The organism is Pseudoalteromonas piscicida, from assembly GCF_002744175.1.
Lineage (GTDB): Bacteria > Pseudomonadota > Gammaproteobacteria > Enterobacterales > Alteromonadaceae > Pseudoalteromonas > Pseudoalteromonas piscicida_B.
On the sequence record NZ_NKHF01000040.1, the window covers coordinates 25,169 to 46,270 of the forward strand.

The window sequence follows — 21,102 nt, forward strand, 5'->3', positions numbered from 1 at the left end:
TAAATTCTATTTATTCAAAAAATACGGTCTACGGTAACCAAAAATTCCCTGTTGAAGGAGTTTACTTGCATCACCACTGCTTTGGCTTCCTAGTCCTGAAAGAACAAATTTCAGGCTAAAGCCAGAATCAAACACCGCTTCATCGTGGGTTAGTGTTTGGTTTAAGTTTGTTTCAATTTGACGGTTTGCAGTCACCTGAATTGCCCAGCAACAGGACTGATATTGAATACCAACAAAGGATTCCACACTTCTGTTAGCGGTCATATCTCGGTGGTAGCTTGCTACAAACTGCCAGTTATCGTCAATTGGTAAACTTGTGAATAAACCGACTTGGTCAATTTCATAGTCTGAGACATCATTAACATAACGATGGTTCAATTGTACCAACTGCTTATCGTCTCCTTTATAGTCTAAGGTAAAGTGGGACTGTACTAATTCTTTACTGTCGACATCGTACTGAATACCGCTAGAAAGATACCAACGCTTGTGCCAATGTAACATGGATTCGGCTGCGAACAGTGAATTATAGTTAGTATCATCAGTAAATAACTGTTCAGAAGGCTTTACAGATGATTCTAAGTAAATGATTTGTCCTGCACTGAAGTTAAATCGTTCAACGTTATTGCTGTCAAAGATGCGTGTAGTCGCACCAATGGTAAACTGGTTCGCTTCTGCAATACGGTCATAGCCTGAGTAACGACGAGCTCTAAATAGACCGACAAAGTCATCTTGTAATTTTGCGGTATCGTACCATCCGATTTGGCTTTGCTCTCTATGTGGTGTATAGAGGTATTGAATTTGCGGTTCAAGGGTTTGTACGCCTTGATCAAAGAAAAACTCAGTACCACGCTCAAAGTTTAATTGCCCATGGACGCGCACGCTGGGTAATGTGCGTGTCACTGACTCAGCATATTCAGTGTCAGGAGCTTCGATGGTTTGCTCATATCGAGTATGCAGCAAGCGGGCTTCTGAGGTAAATGACCAAGCATAGTCGCTGCGAGAAAACGAGACTCTAGGCTCTAAATGTAATCTTGAGGCTTCTGTAATCGCCAAGGTATCGTTTTGAAAGTACGCAAATTCACCTTCAAAATCCCAATCGACACTCGCTAACTCGTAGCTATCACGGGTGCGGAAACTAATTTGCGGGAGCGTTGTATATGATTCTCTGTGGTCACCGAGGACTTCAAAGTCTTGCAGTTTAAAGTCAACTAGCCAGTCTTCGCCTAAATAGCTTACGCTACCAGTACGGTATAGTTGCGTATCGGTTTCGTTGGCATATTCAGAGGTCAAATCGGTCAGATAATTATCATCACTAACATTGGTAATATCGACAAAGGCACGCCATTTATCGCTGAGGTAGCTTCTTTGTTGCCAATGAACTAAATAACGATCGTCAAGCTGAGGCTCCGAATCATCTTTATTCAGATATTCAATACCGACTTTGCCTTGGTGTTGCTCAGTTAAATATCTAAACTCAGTGATCAGCTGAAAGCCTTTATTCGCCATATAACGTGGCGTTAATGTGGCGTCATAGTTTGGCGCAAGGTTCAGGTAATAAGGAGTAATCAGTTCCAAACCGAATTTATTCGAACTAGAAACCGTTGGGGTCAATAACCCAGATTTACGTCGATTATCGATTGGGAAAGTGAAGTAGGGCAGATAGATAATCGGTGTGTCCATAATTTTGAACACTGTATTATAAGTTTCACCCCAGCCATCTTCACGAGATAGTACGATACTACTCGCTTCTATTTTCCAAAATGGATCATCACTTGGGCAAGTGGTAAAACTCGAGTTATCGAGTGAGATCTGATTACCCGAGGCGTGCAGCTTCTCCGCACCACCACGGCCTAGTTGTTCGGTAAGCTCATATTCAGCACCAAGCAAGCTAACGGTGTTAGCATTCAAGTCTGCGAATAGCCCATTACTGTGAACTTTGGTAAATTGGTCTCGGTAGGTTAGTGGGCCTGACGCACTGAGCAGGCCTTCTTTTTTGTCGATCAGTGCGCGTCTTGCCGCCAAGCTCATGGTTTCGGTATTGATGACAACATTGCCTGAGAACTCCGCACTATCTGTGCCTTGTAGCTCTAAGTCATCAGCAACTATATCAATGGCATGTTTGGGCAGCGAGGCTATTGGCTTCCAGCTTTCTGGCTGCATATAGTCTTTACATTGTGCAGCGACAATGTTCGTATTAGCAAAAGCGGTAGAGTGAATAGCGGACAATACAGCTAAGCCCAAAATTTTGCGCATTTAATAACCTATTAGCTGAGCATTTAGTAATAAGCTCATCATAATAAATGAAAACTGTCTGAAATACAGTAGCATTTAACTATTTACAAGTAGAAGGTGTAACAGTAATCCCATGCATAGCCAAAACCAACGTGTCGAATTTATCCGCCAAGCGTTACAAAATGACGACTTTACCTGTGAGGCAATTACCTCGGATGCCAGCTTTCGTCGTTATTACCGTGTGCAAATGAATACAGCATCCTGGGTTGTAATGGAAAGTCCGGTTGATAAATTAGATAACACACCTTTTATCGAATTGAATAAAGTTTTTGCCGCCCAAGGGTTAAAGGTGCCTAACATTATCGCCGAGGATAAAAAGCAGGGTTTTGTACTATTGCAGGACTTAGGCTCTGAACATCTTGCTGATAGAGTAGAGCTGCCCTCCAAATTAGCCGATTACCGAGCACTTATTGACTTAATCCCTCTCATCGCTAAAACGCCAAACAGTAAGTGGATGAAGCCATATGATGCTGAGTTCATTGAGATGGAATTGGATATTTTTTACCAATGGTTAGTAACGCAGTGGCTGGGACTGAACCTGACTGAATATCAGCAGGTGCAATGGCAAAATGTAAAAATCAGACTCGTTGATGCGATGCTTGCACAGCCACAAGTCACCATGCACCGAGATTTTCACAGTCGTAATGTGATACGAAAGCAGTCTCAATGGTACTTAATTGATTATCAAGATGCAGTGCAAGGCCCTGTGACATACGACGCGGTGTCATTGCTAAGGGACTGTTATACGCGATTAGCAAAATCAGAGTTTGATGCTTTGCTGGAATATAGTTTTGACAGTTTGAAAAGTGCGGGACTATTAGCCAACATAGACTTCTGTGCCTATCAACGCCTTTTTGATTTTACTGGCTTGCAACGGCACTTAAAGGCCGCGGGTATATTTACACGCTTGTTGCAACGAGATGGTAAAGGGGGATATGTAAATAATATCCTGCCAACCTTAACTTACATTGTAGAAGTAGCTGACAAGTACGATGAATTTCAGTGGCTTGCAAGCTGGCTAAAGAATGACATAATGCCTCAAGTAAAAGCAAAACTTAGCGCAAAATAGAAGTAAAATGAAAGCGATAATTTTATCAGCAGGGCGTGGCAAGCGTATGATGCCACTAACGGCAAAGCAGCCCAAGCCGATGTTGAAAGTGGCCGGTAAGCCATTGATTGAACATCATATCGAACGCCTCAAGGTTGCTGGGATCACCGATATAGTGATCAATCTAGCTTGGCAAGGTCAGGTTATTAAAGACTACTTTGGAGATGGTAGCGGTTTTGGTGTGCAGATCACCTACAGTGAAGAACCTGAAGGGGGGCTCGAAACCGCTGGTGGCATCATTCAGGCACTACCGTTACTGTGTCAAGACGGAGAGTGTTTTGTAGTGGTTAATGGTGATATCTTTACCGATTATGATGTCACTAGTTTACAGCAATTGCAGCTTGGAAAAGCAACTGAAGGACATTGTGAAGCGCATATTGTATTAGTGGAAAATCCTAGCCATAACCTAGACGGTGATTTTCATTTAGCACACCAGCCACTCAATCAAGAAAAATACACCTTTTCAGGAATTGGACTCTACCATAAGCACTTTTTTGCCGAGCTTGACGCTGGATTTGTTAAATTAGGGCCTTTACTACGTAACGGCTTAGCAAAGCACAAGGTGTCTACAGAACTTTATCTTGGACAATGGGATGACATTGGCACCCCTGAACGGCTAGAAGCAATGAATACAAAGTTAGGATATAGCGATGTGGGGTAAACTTTTAGGCACTATGTTTGGCTTTTTATTTGGTCGTTGGCTCGGTGCTATTTTGGGGTTTTACCTCGGCCATCTATTCGATAAAAGCCTACGTCAGGATTTTGATAAAGTCGGTGGCTTCCAAGGTTTTATGAAAGGTGAAGAATTACACGAGCGACAAGCATTATTCTTTTCAAGTTGCTTTTCTGTGATGGGGCACATTGCTAAGTCCAACGGTCGTGTTAGTGAAATCCATATTCAAGCGGCATCGGCTTTTATGGACGAGATGGGGCTACAAGGTGATGATCGTAAAGAGGCCCAACATGCGTTCACCGCAGGAAAAAGCAGTGAATTTTCGATAAAAGAAGCGGTGACCGATTTTAAAGAGGCTTTTGCCAGACGGTACGATCTGAGACAACTGTTTTTAGAGATCCAGATTCAAATGGCTTTTTGTGATGGTCACGTATCGGATGCGGAAAAAACTTTACTGAAGCAAGTAAGTAAGTATTTAGGGTTTGCAGAAACGCATTTTCTGTTTTTGCTTAAGCGTTATCAGGCTGAATTTGAGTTTCGTCGCTCTCAGGCCTCGGGGAGATCGCAGCAGCATCACCAAGGACATCAACAAACGCCTCAACCAGCAGGGTTAAATCGTGCCAAGGCGTTAGCTGTTTTAGGGCTTAATGAAGGGGCCAATGAACGAGACATCAAAAAAGCCTACCGTAAGCTGATGTCACAACATCATCCTGATAAGCTGGTGTCGCAAGGCTTACCTAAACACATGATGGAAGTGGCTAAGCGTAAAAGCCAAGATATTCAGTCAGCTTATGAATACTTGAAGAAAAATTAAAGGATCCGTAAAAAGCCGAGCAGCTCTTTTCGCAAACGCTGATGTTGGAGCGGGTCGGTTTTTTCTCCAAACAATTCACGCTGCCGGTAATCCAGTTTACTATTTTTTCTTGCCCACCTTGCTCTATCAGCTGTATTGTCGACGACAAGCGGATTGTCATAGCTGTAATAGATATCAAGTAACGCGGGACTGATCAAAGAAAGGTTGGAAGCTAAGTGCTTTTGCCTGATTGCACTTGGCAGTTGTGGGCTCACCACCGTATAGGCGTCAATACGAAGATTGGGTAACGTAGCCAAGTGCTCTGCGAATAAGCCCGCACTATTACCGAATGCGACGACGACTAACTTTTCTGTTTGGGTCATAGATAAGGTGTTGTATAAGACTTCGAAACGACTGATCAATGCCATCTTATATTCATCAAGATTTGTTCCCGGTATCACTTCAATGGGTCTTTGCTGCTCTGGACCGGGTATCGCTAGGTCTTGCTCGAGTATACTGGGTGCATAAGATAGATCTGGCGGTGTAATGGTGTAGGTGTCGTAACCGTCATCACTTAAGCGTTTGGCTAAAAAGCTAATACCGCTGTTATTGAGGGGTGGGGTTTGCATATCAGGCAGTAATATGACGACGCCTTCGCGAGCAGATGCCATATACTCTTGATAAAAAACATAAAAAGGCTCATTTTCACTCTCTAACTTCAAGAGCGCTGAAGGCTCGTAAAAGCGATTGGCATCTTGCTGATAAAGCGATGTTAAGGGCGCTGGATTAATATGTTCGGCACCAAAACAAGTTATTGATAAACCAATGAAGAATAAAAAAAGCGTCTGTCTTATCATGATATCAGCGGGTTACTTTTCATAGTTACGTATCGGCTTCTTTAGCAAAAGCTTTAGCAGTCGCGTTTATTAGTTGTTTTAGGGTAAACTGCGAAGCCGAAAAAGTGATACCATTTTGTCTTAATATTTGCTCAATTTGAGGGAGCAAATCAGACGCTGACTGCGCCAAAAATCGTTAATTTATAACAGCTAAACTAGAGGGGGTTGCCATGCCGATATGGACTTCGGTCCCCTAGTGTGAGGGTGTGGTAGCGGAGTATTGGTAAGGTTTTCTCGCCTCAAAATAGACCACTTAATTAAGCAAATTGCTATGAAAGGAGAAATTTGTGCAGTATAAAGATAGCAAACGAGACTATCTCTTGATGTTTTTAAAAGGGGCGGGCATGGGTGCGGCGGATGTCGTACCAGGTGTTTCCGGTGGTACTATCGCGTTTATTACTGGAATTTATGCGCGTTTTTTAAATGCGATTAAAAGCGTCAATCTACAAGCCTTAAGCACTCTACGTCATCGTGGCGTTAAAGCAACGTGGAACTACATTGATGGTAGCTTTTTACTCGCCGTATTCTCTGGCCTATTAATTAGCGCAGCCTCTTTGGCTAAGGTGATCACTTACTTACTTGATACGCACCAGATATTAGTGTGGTCGTTTTTCTTTGGATTGATTGTCGCTTCTTTCATTTATGTGGCTAAGCAAGTTGCCAATTGGCGAGGTCAAAATGTGTTTGCCTGCTTGATTGGAGCTGTGATTGCTTTTGCTATTACTTCCCTTGCCCCCGCTGAAGCACAAGCCTCTCACTGGATGTTCTTTTTTTCGGGCGCGATCGCGATTTGTGCGATGATCTTACCGGGGATCTCGGGGAGCTTTATTTTATTGCTGCTAGGAATGTATGGGCACGTGTTAACTGCGGTAAATCAACTTAACGTTGCTTATGTCGGGTTATTTTTACTGGGCTGCGTTGTGGGTCTTATGTCTTTTTCCCGTTTACTGAGTTGGTTGCTCACACATTATCAACAACTCACGTTTTCATTATTAGCGGGTTTTTTACTTGGATCGCTCAACCTGCTATGGCCTTGGAAACAGGTTTTGACTACTTACGTTAACTCCAGTGGTATTGAGAAACCATTGACTCAAGCTAATATTTTACCTCAGCAATACAGCAGCCTGTACGGACAAGACCCAAATACACTCGTGTGTATATTACTAGCGCTTGCTGGTTTAGCCTTGATCTTAACCATTGAAAAGATAAGCGAGCGATATAATCGTCATAGATAGGCTCAAAGTGAGCCTATCTGGCTATGCTTACGTAATCGTTCTAAACCAGCCGGTTACTGATAGGCGTGGTGCTTTTGCAAACGGTGTAACGTAAGTCACTGAGTGAATCTTCCTAACATCAAAAACGACTAAAGAATTGAACTTAGGTGCATAACTTTGTGTTGGCGTACCATCTCGCTCGAAAAACTGTAGCAATCCCCCCCAGTCAGGATGCCAATTTTTGCTTAAACTTAACACGTATGCGTAAACCCTGCCTTCAGCCTCGACCACATCATTGTGGCGCGTAAGGTACTGACCACCGATAAACCGAGTAGCTTGGGCCGAGGTGTGAATAATTTGTTGTCCAGAAATATGGCTAAAGCAAGATTGTACAGCGTCACTATTTAGGTTGTTATACAGAGATTGCAGTATTTCAGGGCTGCCTGCATCAACCGAATGACGGCCATACATAAAGCCTATTCCGCGAGAGGCATAGCTATGAAGATCTTCAAGTAACACTTGTTGTTCTTGTGGAGTAAGGGCTAGGATATCACTGTCTTTGACAGACTTGGATACGCTATTGTGAAAAATAGCAAGTTTATAGTCTAGTTCACATAGAGATTGATGAAGTGCTTGTGCTGTTGAATCTTCGAGAATATTTTCAATCCGCGCAAAACCGGTTTCGCTCAATTTTTGCTGTAAAACAGATTGTTGCTGCTGCGAAAGTTGAAGCATAAATACCTACCGTTGATGTGTTGGCCCTCATGAAAAAATGATGGGGGGGACTGTCTTAGACTTCTGTCCAATGCTGATTGTTTTTTGTCTATGCTAAAGTGTGTGTGGCTGAAAAGCCATCCCTCTGCACTCATCGATAGGCAAGAAAATGAAAATCAATGGATTACTGCTATTCTGTTGCGCATGGGTCATTGCTATGACTCCATCTCCAGCCTTGGCCGCACAAGGCATCTTAGATCTTACCAGCTCGACGCTTGGTTTTGTGTGTATCGCCATTTTTGTATTGGCATATACTCTGGTTATGCTTGAAGAAAAGCTCCATATGCGAAAGTCAAAGCCTGTCTTGGTGGCTGCTGGCTTAATTTGGCTAATGATAGGTGCATTCTATGTGAACCAAGGGCAGCCAGATATCACTGAGTATGCATTTAGACATAATTTACTTGAGTTTGCAGAGTTGATGCTGTTTTTACTGGTCGCGATGACGTATATCAATGCGCTGGAAGAGCGACGCTTATTTGATGCGCTAAGAGCATGGATGATCCAAAAAGGTTTCAGTTATAAGAATCTATTTTGGATCACTGGATTCTTGTCCTTTTTTATCTCACCGATTGCAGATAATTTGACAACGGCGCTCTTAATGTGTGCTGTGGTGATGAAAGTGGCCGATGGTGATAAAGAATTTATTAACTTAAGTTGTATCAATATTGTTATTGCGGCAAATGCTGGTGGCGCATTTAGTCCTTTTGGGGATATTACCACTTTGATGGTGTGGCAGGCGGGTATGGTTCACTTTAGCGAGTTTTTGGCGCTGTTTGTTCCATCATTGGTAAACTACATTGTACCTGCTTTGGTGATGAGCTATTTTGTCGCAAATAGAAAGCCCAGTGCTGTATACGAGCGTGTGGAGCTAAAGCGTGGCGCACTGAGAATTTTAACCCTGTTTTTATTAACGGTGGCAACGGCAGTACTTGCTCATAGTTTACTCCATCTGCCACCGGTTCTGGGGATGATGATGGGGCTTGGATATCTACAATTCTTTGGTTACTTTCTTCGTATGACACTACCAGGGTCATTGGCCAGAAAGCGGGCTATGGCTGAAAGGGAAGGAGATAAAGCACGTCTTGAAAAATTAGGTAGTGTTGTCCCTTTTGATGTGTTTAGTAAGGTTTCCCGAGCTGAGTGGGACACCTTATTGTTTTTCTATGGCATTGTAATGTGTGTTGGAGGACTTGGTTTTCTGGGTTACTTGAACTTAATGTCGGGGCTATTATATGGTACTTGGTCAGCTACCTATGCCAACGTCTTTTTAGGGATCATTTCTGCGGTGATTGATAATATCCCCGTCATGTTTGCTGTTTTATCGATGCAACCTGAAATGTCACATGGTCATTGGTTGTTGATAACACTAACAGCGGGTGTTGGTGGCAGTTTGTTATCGATTGGCTCGGCCGCCGGTGTAGCCTTAATGGGACAAGCTCGAGGCTATTACACCTTTATGGGCCATTTAAAGTGGGCACCGGTTATTTTACTCGGTTACATCGCCAGCATTTTATGTCATTTGTGGTTGAATAAGTCGGCATTTAGTGTATTTGGATAAACTTTATTGAGAATGAATAGTGGTTGTACTATTCATTCTCAATAGGTCTATTGGTGCTTGAGTATTCAGGACTCTGCAAGAAAATGCTGATAGCGCTGCACCCACTGGGGTGAAACTGGTTTGTCTAAGCCTAATACCTGCTCGATGGCTGTATGGCTCAGCATGCCGTTTATTTTACCAATCATAATTGGGCAAAGGTCTGCGTGGATTAGCTCTTTGTCATGTCTTACCGCTTCAACCGCGGCAACACCTAGCTCAGTGGCTAATATTCTATCTTCAACTGATGGTGCGCCACCTCGCTGTATATGACCTAATACACATAATGCACAGTTAGTTGCGCTTGTTTTGTTGATCTTATCTTTAAGCGCTTGTGCGCCACCAGGCCACAGGTTTTCAGCCAACACAATTAAAAAGCTACCATGTTTTTGCTGTTGTTGCTCTATGGCTTTTTTTAGGTGTTGTAGTATCTCAGGGGCATTTTTAGGATTACAATTTTCAAATGAAATAATGGCCTCTGCACCTGTTGCGATACCGACATGGTAGGCAATGTGGCCGTTATGCCGCCCCATGACTTCCGTAATAAAAACGCGTTCGAAAGCATTGGCGGTATCACGAATTTTATCTATCGCAGATGTCGCGGTATTTACCGCAGTTGAAAAGCCAATGGTGTTGTCGCAACCCGCCAAATCATTGTCAATTGTCCCCGGTAAGCCGATTAATTGACCTTCCCAGTGCTCAGAGAGGGCCTGCATACCTCGAAATGAGCCATCTCCACCAATAACAATAAGCACATCGATATGGAGCTTTCTGAGGGCATTGACAGCTTGTAATACACCAGCAGGTTCTAGCATAGCAGGGCAACGGGCACTTTTTAATATCGTCCCACCTAGTTGGGTGATATCAGTCACTGTGTGCGTATCTAGCTCGGTATATTCTTGCTCTATTAGGCCATTGTAGCCGTGAAAAAAGCCAAAGCATTGAAACCCCGATTTAATAGCGCTTAACGTGATGGCTCTAATTGCGGAGTTCATCCCCGGCGCATCACCGCCACTGGTCAGCACAGCTATCCTTTTGGTCATGTTGCCACTCTAATTTTTTGTATCGTTTCTTTTTGTATACTATCAGAGCTTCGTTGTGACAAGTTGATCGGGATTAAAAAGGCAGATAATAACGAAAAGAAAACGGCATTTAGTACATCCAAATGCCGTTTTTTTTATTGCTGTGAGACCTTTTTTGCAAGCTCTTCACGTTGTGCTGTTGGTAGGTTATCAACGACGATTTGATAAGAATCATCGATCATCTTCTTTATTTCGTCTTCTGGAATAGTGCCATCCAAGATAACAGTGTTCCAAAGGCGCTTATTCATATGATAACCAGGTACAACAGACGAGTACTTGTCTCTTAACAAGAGTGCTTCGTCAGGGTCGCACTTTACATTCAACCACCAAACAGGTTCACCATTTTCATCAACTTGCCCCTCTTTCCCCTCAGTTAGAGTGGCAAACATTTTATGCTGAACTTTGTACACATCGACGTCTTGTGCAAAAGGTTTAGTGATAAAGGTTGCAGGCTTGGCCTGCAAATATTCATGTACGCTTTTCTGATCCATAGCCCGTGTCCTTGAAGTAACAGTTAATACTACATGAGAGTAAGTTTAGCAGCTCTTGTGATAATACTGTAATCGTCTATCAGTAAAAACTATCAGAAAGTCTATACTATGGCGTTATAACGCAGACAATTATTGAATAACCGAGCGTTTTATATCGGTTTAACTCACAGTCAACGATTAAAATAAATACAGTGTTTAAAAGCACCAAAATTTCAATCGCCTACAATATTAGAAAAGCTAACTTTTAAATTCCAGCTAAGGACTAAGTTGGCCTTACAAATTGTGCTAAAAGTACACTCATAACCTAAATGGACTAAGCTAGGAAATCATTGGTAGTTGACCGTTAAAAATTTCCCACTTGCCGCTGTTTCCTAAATTAGGAAAATCTATGACATAGCATCACTCAGGTGATGCTATACCTCTAAACAGTCCGTTATTTAATTAAATAATACAAAAATATGCAACAATAATTTCGTTATTGATTAAATTATAAACGTTGTGTAGACTCCCTGACCGCTTTAGTAAACAGTATCGAAATGCCATGTTTCTGCACCAATCAGTGCGCAACGGTTTTCCCTGTTAGATAAAAACTTTAGGAGTATCAGTGGCTTTTATTATTATTTCAGTTGTGAGTGTTGTCGCTTTGTACCTGCAAACTTTATGGACTGGAATGCCAAGAAAGCGCTGGTTAAGTTTAGCCCTAGTGATGGGGCCTTTAGCGCTTATTCTATTTCGCGTGCATTACCGAAGAGCGTGGATGCGTCGTTGTGCAAGTTTAGTGATGTGGCGTGCGTAGCTGTTTTGGGAATGTGGTGGTGTTACTGAACCAGCTGTAAGTTCGGTTTTTCGTTCGGAATATGTTGTTTTAAAAATTGCTCGAACTCAGTACTTGAGAGCGGTTTTGAATAGTAGTAACCCTGCACAGTTTGGCAGTTTAATTGTTCTAAGATATTGAGCTGTACTTCATTTTCGACGCCCTCAGCAACCACATGAAGATCCAAGTTGTGCGCGATCGTAACAATAGAATCGACCATATTTTTACCACGTTCATTGCCCATATCATCGATAAATGCTTTATCTACTTTTAGGGTGTTAAGCGGAAATTGCTTAAGGTAAGCCAAAGACGAGTAACCGGTGCCAAAGTCATCCATGGCTAAGTGTATTCCTCTTGCACTTAACGAGCGCATTATTGAAATTGCTTCTTTTGGATCATCCATTACCGTGCCTTCAGTGATTTCTAGTTCAAGAAAATACGAAGGAAGTTGATTTTTTTGCAAGATAATGTCGATACGTGTCGTCAGGTCGGGCAAACTGAACTGTTTTGCGGATAAGTTAACGGCGACTCGACCATTGAACAGCCCCTTATCAATCCAGCGCTTGACGTCATGGCAAGCCTTGTCGAGTACCACTTCACCGATCTCAATAATTTGACCCGTTTCTTCTGCAATGGGAATAAATACACCTGGGCTGATCACGCCTTTCTTTGGCGTAATAAAACGAACTAATGCTTCCATGCCCACAAGCTCACCCGTTTTGATATTCATTTTCGGCTGGTAGTAAACCACGAAGTGGTCTTCTTTAAGACCATAGCGCATCAGGTTTTCAATTTGTAGTCGCTTTACTGCCTGCTCATTCATTGAGTCGTTAAAGAATAAATAGTGGTTACCTTTTTGCTTCGCGTGATACATGGCAGTATCGGCATTTTTAAGCAAACTTTCTGGTGATTTACCATCTTCTGGGCACAATACAATGCCCACCGAAGAGGTGATCACTAACTCATGATTAGCAATTTTAAACGGAGTCGCAATAGCGGCTAAAAACTGTTTTGCAGTGCGTGTAATGGTGTGAATATCGTTAGTGCCAGTAATAACAAGTGCAAACTCATCTCCACCTAAGCGATAAAACGTATCTTGCTGTCGAGCCAGTTTATTCAGACGCATCGCTAGCTTTGCCAACAAGGTGTCTCCAAGCTGGTGCCCTAGCGAGTCGTTGATCTTTTTAAAGTTATCCAAATCGAATACCAGCAAAGCATGGTGTGCCCCTTGTTGTGACAGCTTTTGCAAGTTGGTGAAAAATAGGTTTCGGTTAGGTAAGCCTGTCGTGCGATCGCGATTGGATAAATTGTGCAGTTGTGATTCTGCCTTTTTCCGTTCAGTTAGGTCCGAATAAACCACCACATAGTTACTAATTTGGCCATGGTTGTTCTTGATTTCATCAATAGTAATTTCAATTGGTAGCAGCACATCTGCGGCATTACGCAGTTTGAGTTCCTCTTGCCAATGTTCTGTTTGTTTGAGTTGAGACTTTACTTGCGCAACAAACTTATTGTCATAGCCGGGTAGGGTAAATTGTTTATTTAAATAATGCTCGCGTTGACCACCAAAGAGCTTAAGATAGCTTGGGTTTAGGTCCACTAAGTTATAGTTCTTGTCATAAATCGCAATGGCATCTGTCAGCGATTCGACGCACTTGGCAAACAGGTTCAACCTTTCTTCTGTGCTTTTAAAGTGGCTAATATCACGAACCGTTCCTGTCATTCTTAACGGGTTGAGATTTGCATCTTTTTCAATAATCTTGCCACGGTCTAACACCCAGTGATATTGACCGAGCTCATCTTTGATCCGATAACTCGCTTCAAAAAAAGGAGTCTTTTCTGCGAAATGTTGCTTCATTAACTTTTCGACAATTAATAAATCTTGAGGATGGATCCGATGCTGGTTTGGAATAATATTCCCGGGCTTCGCCGAATTCATACCATATTTATCATTGATACGAACGATATCGCCAGATTGAATATTCCAGTCCCACAGGGTATCGCCGCTTCCTTCGATGGTACTTTTAAAGCGTTGTTCTGAGTGCTTAAGTTGCTGCGTTGACTTTTTGAGTTGATGGTTAGACCAAATAAGATAGGGAACACTGAGCAATGCGATGATACAAGGCACTAGCCAAGCGAGCTGAGCACTTGTTAATACACCAGCATCACCGGCACAGGCTAAGTGCGGCATTAGTGCTAATAGAAGTGTATTAATAGTTATTGTTTTTATTTTTAGGCTCATAAAGTGCATAACTCAAAACTGCGATCTCTAATCTAAATCAAGCCTGTGTCGTAGTCAAAAGGAAAACGTTGATTAAGGGAAAATTCAGCTTAATTCAGGTTTTTAACAATAGAGAAACAAAGTTTTGGATGAAATTCATTATGATAAAAAGAAAAAGTAGGCGCTTTTTGCGGTGTTTGCAGCGCCTATTATTGAGTGGTTAAATGAGGAAAGTTGCAGTTGGAGTTAACTTCCCCGTTAGTTGCACCGCAAGAGCAATCTTGGTGCATCAGGTTTAAGCATTTCATCGATATAGAGGAGTATATCTTGACGCTCTAATTTCGCTAAGGCATCAATTAGTCGTTGTTGCATATCAAATTGATGAAAATCATTGGTGATAGAGATCCAAAGTCGCTGCGCTCTTAGTCTTAGGTTTTTGTCTTGTTCGGAGATCTGTAACAGCAGGCTCTCTTTCGAGCGCTGCCAGTCAGTCTCATCAAGTTGGTGCAATTGCGCGGAGAAGGCACTTAAAAACTCATAGTGACGTTTCAGTAGATGTTCACTGTCAAAATTAGGTGACTGAATATAAAAAGCGATCCCTGCACGGGTATTAAATGGTGCGTAGCCTGCGCCCACCAAATAGCCAAGTTGTTCTTTAGTACGCAGCTGCTCAAAATAGTCTTGATTAATAAGGTTGTTGACCGCCATCATGGTGACTTTTTCTTTTACTGAATCCGTTCGTGATTGAAAATATTCTATAAAGGCATGATCGCTTCCTTCACGTTGAACTTGCTGAGTTTCAACTGTGGTTATTTCATTAAGCGGGCGTTTTAAATCATCCAAGATTTCACTGCTTGAAAATAATCCATGCACCGATGTTTTTAACTTTTCAGCGTGCTTTCGTTGCCAGTTACCGTGCATAAATGCTTTAACATGAATGGCTGAAAAAAATTGCTTTCGGAATAACTGAAACTCATTAAAGCTCGCGCTTTTCAGCGCCACAGCTAAATCTTCGGGACTTGGATTCCATGGCATAAGGTGCGCACGAGGCGGCTGAACAGTTCGCTAACGGGTTTATTTTTATTGTGGTTTTTCCAGTGTCGGATCAATTGCTTTTTATATTCGGCAAAACGTGCGGCATGAATAGGTTGATTGAGCAGTGCTTCCACAAGCTCTAATACCAAGGTAATTTGGTTCCCTGTGAGGCCAGCCGTATGCAGAGTTAACCCACCTTGATGGGAGTTAATATGGTAGCTGAGCCCCGCCAGTTCGGCACTGTAAAAGCGCTCGGCCACCGCATCCATAAAGAGATCGGCAAATAATCGTGATAGGGCCATATGTTTATGGCAGGTGACCGAAGGAGCCGAGTCTATTTCTAGATAAAAGTGGCCTTTGGTAACCCGGAACGTTAGATCCTGTTTAAACCAAAACTCGAATCCTGGCTGATCCGCCAACCGGATCGGGGTGTCTTGTTCTGATTCAACTTCATGCAGTGGATTCTTTGCACTGAGATAAGGGTTAATTGAAGGCAATGACATCTGCGGTAGTGGCATATGCACATTGTACAGAGACTCTATCCAGTCTTTCGCAATGGGCGCTACACTATACGGTGTGTTGTACCATTTGGCCTTTTTATCTACCGTTACATTAGGGTGTATTAACACCAAGCGCATATTGGTTGGGCAAAGGTGCATTAATAGCTTTTCGTGCTGCTCAACCGAAAAACCATCCATGCGGTAGTCACCGTAAAGAAAGTCTTCTTGTGCATAGTGGTGCATATTGACGCTAATAGAGTTAACCCAATCCAGTATACGTCCTACTTCTTGGTTATCAAACGCGATGTCTAGCAGTGTGCTTTTATCTTGATATAGCCGAGGAAGTGCAGCTGTGTTTTGTTTGATCAGGGCCAAGTATTCAAATAACATCTCGACGATGTCTTCGTAATATTCAATGCCTTCATCGGTTAGGGCAAAACTAATATTAAAATCACGAAAATTACTGCCTGTGATCCCGCCGCCTGCGGAAAGAGCGTTTATCCATCCTTGTGATTTAAGGATTGAATACAGTGAGCCTTTGCCCTCATATCCCAAAAGATGTGCCAGAAAGCTCACACTTTTGTGGCGATACAAGTCTTCGGGGTTCGGCATAGCAAAGCTGACGATAAGCTTTTGCATATGCTTTCGAGGCTTAATTTGTAATTCCAGCTGTAGATCGTTTTCCCGATACATAGGCGCTTGAATAGCGACCTTTTTCTTTTGTGTGCCTTTGATATTGGCAAAGGGTAAGCAATACTTGTGGAGTGTCGCCAGTGGTTGTGGCGCAGCAATAACTAAGGTCATCCACTGGGCTTGGTAGTGGGTATTAAAAAAGCTGCGTAATTCCGACGCGATATTTTTCCCCCGATCTGCCAGTGTATCTCGAGTACCAACTGAAAACTTAGAAAAAGGATGCTGAGGATTGATGGTCTCTTTATGCACTTGATAAATGCGGCGGCCATCATCTTTTATTTTCATTTTGAATTCTGCATCAATGGCTTCGCGTTCTTTTTCTGTGTCGCTCTCACTGAGTAGTGGTGAGACAAAAAACTGGCTAAATCGGTCTAATGCTTCATCTAGCTTCTCAGCGTCACAATCAAAGTAGTAGCTTGAGTGCTCAGTACCCGTCCAGGCATTGCTTTGCCCGCCATACTGACTAATAAATTGAGAAAAGCCGCCTGAATCAGGATGTTCAACTGTGCCCAAGAACAACATATGTTCTAGAAAGTGAGCCATTCCTTGACGGTCATCAGGATCGTCAAAGTGACCGACATTGACGGTTAATGATACGGCGCACTTTGCTGTTGATTCATCATTGATCAACAAGACTCTAAGACCATTGTCCAGTGTTAAGTATTGGTACTGCCGATTATCATTATTACTCAGTTTCAATATGCTGCTGCCGATAAGTTAGTTAAAAGATAGATGAAGGTAAGTAGAATTTCATTTCATGTTAATCCTTCATTTGTTTTAATATAGCGAACAAACCAGTGAGATAGCTACCGGTTTGAAAGAAAATAATATCAAGCTGCTTAATTAAAGTAATCAACGCGAAAGTGGATCAAGCACACCATGGACCAAAAAGGTATTAAAGATAACCCACAGGCCCATTACTAGAGCTTGGTGACTAACTCATTTAGAGTGATACAAATTATAAGGTGTTGAACAGTATGAAGACTATCTTGATAATGCGCCATGGTGAAGCTCAACCTGTTCAGGCTGATGACGCAAGTCGAGCGCTTACAGAGCAAGGTGTGGATCAGGCCAAAGCGATGGGAGAGTGGTTGAAGCAATACTTTCGCATCGATGCCGCCCTGGTTAGCCCATTTGTCAGAGCACAGCAGACGGCGGAGCAAGTCCTCGCATTACAATCTCCACAGTTTATAGAAACGTGTCCCGATATCGTGCCTAGTGGCTCTGCAAGCACTGCGATTGATTATCTTGAAACCTTAATTTCCATGCATCCAGAACATCAGACGTGGATAATGGTTGCACATATGCCAATTGTCAGCTATTTGGTTGACCGTTTATGCCCTGACACTATGCCTATTTTTTCAACCGCTGCGGTGGCGGTTATTGAATATAATGAAGCAACAGGGCGAGCTGAACTCACCGCAATGCAATTACCGTAAACCTTTCAATTAACTAGATCGATTAAAGTTCACAGTAATCGGTCTAATGTCCTCTTTTTAATTTTCATTGAACTTTATCATTACGCCAATGTCATAGCTTTGACATTGCAATCATGAATACCCTTTTAACTGATGCATTTGTTTGGGCGCAAATGCATGAGTTTATTTCACTGTGGAGTTTCGACCCTCTACCGTGGATTTGTTATGGGTAAAATTGGTTTTTTAGAACTGATATGCATATAAGTTTAAAGGACAATTGTCCGCTTTTTTATCTTTTTTGTTGCTAAATGTTGTAAACTGTCAGCTAACGTCGCTGAAAGTTGCAAAAAAATTGATTTTTTAGTTCGGTTTAACAAGCAAAGTATAAATTACCTGCTATAATTAGCGCCGTCTCGTTCAGCCTTACAAAGTTGTCTAGCACTCTCGACAGTAAGGTCCGCGATATGTCTATTAATCGCGAAAAATTGAACGTTCACGCCAAAGTGAAACGGCGCCCAAATATTAAACCGTTGAACAAAGAGTGCACTAAAAGGTCGAAAACCAACATGAAAGCAATGAAAAGATCTACGTTAGCTACCCTTATCAATGCTACGTTGTTCTCTGCTGTGGCAGGTACTTCATTTTCTGCACTTGCTGAGGAAGAGCAAGCCAACAAGAATCAACTAGAAGTTATTCAAATCACCGCACGTAAACGTGTTGAAAACGCTCAGGAAGTGCCTGTGTCTGTTTCAGCGCTACAAGGTGATAACTTGAATGCTTATAGCTCTGCGGGTATGGACATTCGCTTTATGAACGCGAAGATCCCAAGTTTATCGGTAGAGTCTTCGTTTGGTCGTACTTTCCCACGTTTTTATGTACGTGGTTTAGGTAACACAGATTTCGATCTAAACGCTTCACAACCAGTATCATTGGTGGTTGACGAAGTTGTGCAAGAAAACCCTATTCTAAAAGGTTTCCCTGTATTTGATATTTCACGTATCGAAGTGCTACGTGGTCCACAGGGAACACTATTCGGTCGTAATACACCTGCCGGCCTAGTTAAGTTTGATACCGTAAAACCAAGCCAAGAGTTTGATGGTTATGCTGCACTCTCTTATGGAAGCCGCGGCGCTACTGACTTTGAAGGGGCTGTAGGAGGCTCGGTAACTGATCGTTTATCGACACGTATTTCTGCACTATGGCAAGAGCAAGAAGATTATATCGATGTAAAAGCACCAGGTTTCGAAAAAGCAGATTCTTTAGGTGGTTACAGCGAACAAGCAGTTCGTTTACAATTCTTATATGAAGGCGACGACTTCACAGGCCTGTTAAACTATCACTATCGTGATTTAGATGGGCGTCCTATTGCATTCCGTGCAAACTTAATCGAGCAAGGCTCAAACAACATCAATCCGCTATACGATAACGATGTTGTTTACCACGACGCGGCATCTCGCTCGACACAACAAGTTGAAACTCAGGGCTTGAGTCTAAAACTTGAGTGGGATCTATCTGAGCATACGGTGACCTCGATAACCGCATGGGAAAGTGCCGAAATTTATTCACGTGCAGACGTGGATGGCGGTTACGGTCCAAATGATGATGGCGTATCAGGCCCGGGTTTGATCATATTCACTTCAGAAACTGCGGATGTTATTCCTGAGCATAATCAGTATACACAAGAGTTGCGCTTATCAAGCAACTTCTCTGGCGATTACAACTATCAAGTAGGTGTTTTCTTATTTGAAGAAGACCTAAATATTGAAAGCTATAGCTTCAATACTAATGGTTATGATTCTGCGTATGCGCAGTATGGCGTGCAAAATGGTTACGCATTCCAAGATCAAGATACTTCTGCATGGGCTATCTTTGGTTCATTCGATTACTCAGTATCTGATGATTTAAAAGTAACAGCTGGCTTACGTTATTCTGATGATGAAAAAGACTTTTACGCTAAGCGTACGCAAAGTCCTAACGGTGCAGCAGACTTTAAAGAAGTGTGGGCAAATCCAAGCGATAGTCACGTCAGCTGGGACTTAAGTGCAACTTACAAGTTAACTGACGATGTTAACCTGTTTGGTCGCATTGCAAATGGTTTCCGTGCACCAAGTGTTCAAGGCCGTATTTTATTCGGCGATGAGGCGACAGTTGCTAAGTCAGAAACGAGTAACTCAATCGAAGCTGGTATCAAGTCAGACGTATTAGATGGCCAAGGCCGTGTAAATGCAACTGTGTTCTATTATCAAATGGATGATCAGCAACTGACAGCTGTTGGTGGTGGTTCTAACTTCAACCGTCTAATCAATGCCGATAAGACTACGGGTTATGGATTTGAACTAGACACTGAGTGGGTGTTAACAGATGAGCTGAATGCGACATTCAATCTGAGCTATAACAACACCGAGCTTGACGATAATGACCTAGCTGTTGCTGTTTGTGCGCAGTGTACTGTTACTGACCCAACTTATATGGTTGAAGGCCCGTTTGGCCCTGAACCGCGTGCAATCTTAGATGGCAATAGCTTGCCTCATGCTCCAGAGTGGATTGCCAATGCGACACTTCGTTACACCAAAGAGTTAGAAGGTGGTGAATTCTTCGTATACGGTGATATGTCTTACCGTAGTGAAATCGACTTTTTCCTATACAAGTCGGTAGAATTTGAAGGTGAAGCATTATTCGAAACCGGTTTACGCACAGGCTACATGTGGTTCTCTGGTGACAACGAGTATGAAGTATCAGCATTTGTTCGTAACTTATTCGATGAACAAGTTGTGATTGGTGGTGTAGACTTCAACAACAACACTGGTATGTTAAATCAAGAACGCTTCATTGGTGCTGAATTTAAAGTGAAATTCTTCTAATTCACGCTACAGTGACTATAATAGCGTAACGAAAGCCCGCATCAAGCGGGCTTTTTAATGAGCTTAGACTTGAAGCAATACCATTTTATCTTAATACTTGCTCAATTTGAGAGAGTAAATCGGCGCCAACAGCGTTAAAAATTTCTTATTTAGAGCATCTAAATAGCAAAGTTTTTGCCGTTTTGACGTCTTGGCGTGAGTAGGATGCGGCAGCAGAGTTATCGATAAGGTTTTCTCGTCTCAGAGAGCACTTAATTAAGCTAATTGGCATAACATCGTGTTTTTAGTCATGGTTATTTTGGCTTCAAGTTAATGAAATTTTTATGATAGGAGTGGTTATGTCAGGTTTTTGGAATTATCGAGTGATATATTGTGAAGCAACGAAAGAAGAAGCAGCTTTATATCAAATCCATGAGGTAGAGTATAACCTTAATGGCAAGGTAACAAATTGGTCTGAAACTGGGGCTGCACCATTTGGTCGCACCATTGAAGAGCTACAAGCGGACGCAGAGAGACTAAAATCGGCATTTGATAAACCAGTCTTAAAAGTATTAAGACAACCTCGTGGTTATACACTTGTAGAAGTGGAGACCGGTGAAGAAGCCACTGCAGAGCCGCCTGCTGGACTAAAATAACAAAATGA

At 42.4% G+C, this 21,102-nt stretch carries 15 protein-coding genes and 1 pseudogene; 9 read left to right on the forward strand and 7 right to left on the reverse strand.

Annotated features, from left to right (window positions below; all coding sequences use genetic code 11):
* Positions 1 to 6: 6 nt before the first annotated feature.
* A complete protein-coding gene (lptD, locus tag CEX98_RS08855) occupies positions 7 to 2,253 on the reverse strand; it encodes an LPS assembly protein LptD (protein ID WP_099641721.1) in 2,247 nt (748 codons plus the stop codon).
* A gap of 112 nt (positions 2,254 to 2,365) precedes the next feature.
* On the opposite strand from lptD, the gene CEX98_RS08860 reads away from it, so the two are divergent.
* From CEX98_RS08860 to djlA, 3 genes are read left to right on the forward strand one after another with little or no spacing between them, the layout of a single operon-like run.
* Positions 2,366 to 3,361 (forward strand): aminoglycoside phosphotransferase family protein, encoded by a 996-nt coding sequence (locus CEX98_RS08860; RefSeq protein ID WP_099641722.1) that lies wholly within the window; start codon positions 2,366 to 2,368, stop codon positions 3,359 to 3,361.
* 7 nt (positions 3,362 to 3,368) lie between these two features.
* A complete protein-coding gene (gene murU / locus CEX98_RS08865; protein ID WP_099641723.1) occupies positions 3,369 to 4,061 on the forward strand; it encodes an N-acetylmuramate alpha-1-phosphate uridylyltransferase MurU in 693 nt (230 codons plus the stop codon).
* Positions 4,051 to 4,887: a co-chaperone DjlA gene (gene djlA / locus CEX98_RS08870; RefSeq protein ID WP_099641724.1), complete on the forward strand. Its 837-nt coding sequence runs from the start codon at positions 4,051 to 4,053 to the stop codon at positions 4,885 to 4,887. Before murU ends, djlA begins: the two co-directional genes overlap by 11 nt.
* Here djlA and CEX98_RS08875 read toward each other — a convergent pair.
* Entirely contained in the window at positions 4,884 to 5,723 is an 840-nt protein-coding gene (locus CEX98_RS08875; protein WP_099641725.1) for a DUF3530 family protein, read from the reverse strand. The genes djlA and CEX98_RS08875 overlap by 4 nt on opposite strands.
* Before the next feature lie 326 nt (positions 5,724 to 6,049).
* Here CEX98_RS08875 and CEX98_RS08880 point away from each other — a divergent pair, with 326 nt between their 5' ends.
* The gene (locus CEX98_RS08880) at positions 6,050 to 6,997 is read left to right on the forward strand and encodes a DUF368 domain-containing protein (protein WP_099641726.1); all 948 of its coding nucleotides are present in this window, start codon (positions 6,050 to 6,052) and stop codon (positions 6,995 to 6,997) included.
* 27 nt (positions 6,998 to 7,024) lie between these two features.
* Here CEX98_RS08880 and CEX98_RS08885 read toward each other — a convergent pair whose 3' ends face one another.
* Positions 7,025 to 7,711: a 2OG-Fe(II) oxygenase gene (locus CEX98_RS08885; protein ID WP_099641727.1), complete on the reverse strand. Its 687-nt coding sequence runs from the start codon at positions 7,709 to 7,711 to the stop codon at positions 7,025 to 7,027.
* A 196-nt stretch (positions 7,712 to 7,907) separates the two neighbouring features.
* On the opposite strand from CEX98_RS08885, the gene nhaD reads away from it, so the two are divergent.
* Complete coding sequence (gene nhaD, locus CEX98_RS08890; RefSeq protein ID WP_172439744.1) at positions 7,908 to 9,308, forward strand: sodium:proton antiporter NhaD; 1,401 nt, start codon at positions 7,908 to 7,910, stop codon at positions 9,306 to 9,308.
* 65 nt (positions 9,309 to 9,373) lie between these two features.
* On the opposite strand, the gene CEX98_RS08895 is transcribed toward nhaD, so the two are convergent.
* Positions 9,374 to 10,387 carry an ATP-dependent 6-phosphofructokinase gene (locus CEX98_RS08895; protein ID WP_099641729.1) on the reverse strand — a complete coding sequence of 338 codons (1,014 nt, stop codon included), beginning with the start codon at positions 10,385 to 10,387 and terminating at the stop codon, positions 9,374 to 9,376.
* Positions 10,388 to 10,521: 134 nt separating this feature from the next.
* Positions 10,522 to 10,917 carry an MmcQ/YjbR family DNA-binding protein gene (locus CEX98_RS08900; protein WP_099641730.1) on the reverse strand — a complete coding sequence of 132 codons (396 nt, stop codon included), beginning with the start codon at positions 10,915 to 10,917 and terminating at the stop codon, positions 10,522 to 10,524.
* A 604-nt stretch (positions 10,918 to 11,521) separates the two neighbouring features.
* Between CEX98_RS08900 and CEX98_RS08905 the strand changes: the two genes are divergently transcribed.
* Positions 11,522 to 11,713, forward strand: coding sequence for a hypothetical protein (locus CEX98_RS08905; RefSeq protein ID WP_099641731.1), 192 nt, complete (start codon positions 11,522 to 11,524; stop codon positions 11,711 to 11,713).
* 22 nt (positions 11,714 to 11,735) lie between these two features.
* Here CEX98_RS08905 and CEX98_RS08910 read toward each other — a convergent pair whose 3' ends face one another.
* The gene (locus tag CEX98_RS08910) at positions 11,736 to 13,973 is read right to left on the reverse strand and encodes a putative bifunctional diguanylate cyclase/phosphodiesterase (RefSeq protein WP_099641765.1); all 2,238 of its coding nucleotides are present in this window, start codon (positions 13,971 to 13,973) and stop codon (positions 11,736 to 11,738) included.
* Between the two features lie 237 nt (positions 13,974 to 14,210).
* A pseudogene (locus CEX98_RS08915) lies at positions 14,211 to 16,879 on the reverse strand (insulinase family protein).
* Positions 16,880 to 17,157: 278 nt separating this feature from the next.
* Between CEX98_RS08915 and sixA the strand changes: the two are divergent.
* From sixA to CEX98_RS08930, 3 genes are all read left to right on the forward strand, one after another.
* Entirely contained in the window at positions 17,158 to 17,619 is a 462-nt protein-coding gene (gene sixA / locus CEX98_RS08920; protein WP_099641732.1) for a phosphohistidine phosphatase SixA, read from the forward strand.
* A 545-nt stretch (positions 17,620 to 18,164) separates the two neighbouring features.
* Positions 18,165 to 20,459, forward strand: coding sequence for a TonB-dependent receptor (locus tag CEX98_RS08925; protein WP_099641766.1), 2,295 nt, complete (start codon positions 18,165 to 18,167; stop codon positions 20,457 to 20,459).
* A gap of 338 nt (positions 20,460 to 20,797) precedes the next feature.
* A complete protein-coding gene (locus CEX98_RS08930; protein ID WP_099641733.1) occupies positions 20,798 to 21,094 on the forward strand; it encodes a hypothetical protein in 297 nt (98 codons plus the stop codon).
* The last annotated feature ends 8 nt before the right edge of the window (positions 21,095 to 21,102 follow it).

Coding starts and splice junctions, on each gene's coding strand:
- nhaD (WP_172439744.1), top strand. CDS start 7,908: ATGACTCCATCTCCAGCCTTGGCCGCACAAGGCATCTTAGATCTTACC.
- sixA (WP_099641732.1), top strand. CDS start 17,158: ATGAAGACTATCTTGATAATGCGCCATGGTGAAGCTCAACCTGTTCAG.
- CEX98_RS08900 (WP_099641730.1), bottom strand. CDS start 10,917: ATGGATCAGAAAAGCGTACATGAATATTTGCAGGCCAAGCCTGCAACC.
- CEX98_RS08925 (WP_099641766.1), top strand. CDS start 18,165: ATGAAAGCAATGAAAAGATCTACGTTAGCTACCCTTATCAATGCTACG.
- CEX98_RS08910 (WP_099641765.1), bottom strand. CDS start 13,973: ATGAGCCTAAAAATAAAAACAATAACTATTAATACACTTCTATTAGCA.
- murU (WP_099641723.1), top strand. CDS start 3,369: ATGAAAGCGATAATTTTATCAGCAGGGCGTGGCAAGCGTATGATGCCA.
- lptD (WP_099641721.1), bottom strand. CDS start 2,253: ATGCGCAAAATTTTGGGCTTAGCTGTATTGTCCGCTATTCACTCTACC.
- djlA (WP_099641724.1), top strand. CDS start 4,051: ATGTGGGGTAAACTTTTAGGCACTATGTTTGGCTTTTTATTTGGTCGT.
- CEX98_RS08860 (WP_099641722.1), top strand. CDS start 2,366: ATGCATAGCCAAAACCAACGTGTCGAATTTATCCGCCAAGCGTTACAA.
- CEX98_RS08875 (WP_099641725.1), bottom strand. CDS start 5,723: ATGATAAGACAGACGCTTTTTTTATTCTTCATTGGTTTATCAATAACT.
- CEX98_RS08895 (WP_099641729.1), bottom strand. CDS start 10,387: ATGACCAAAAGGATAGCTGTGCTGACCAGTGGCGGTGATGCGCCGGGG.
- CEX98_RS08885 (WP_099641727.1), bottom strand. CDS start 7,711: ATGCTTCAACTTTCGCAGCAGCAACAATCTGTTTTACAGCAAAAATTG.
- CEX98_RS08930 (WP_099641733.1), top strand. CDS start 20,798: ATGTCAGGTTTTTGGAATTATCGAGTGATATATTGTGAAGCAACGAAA.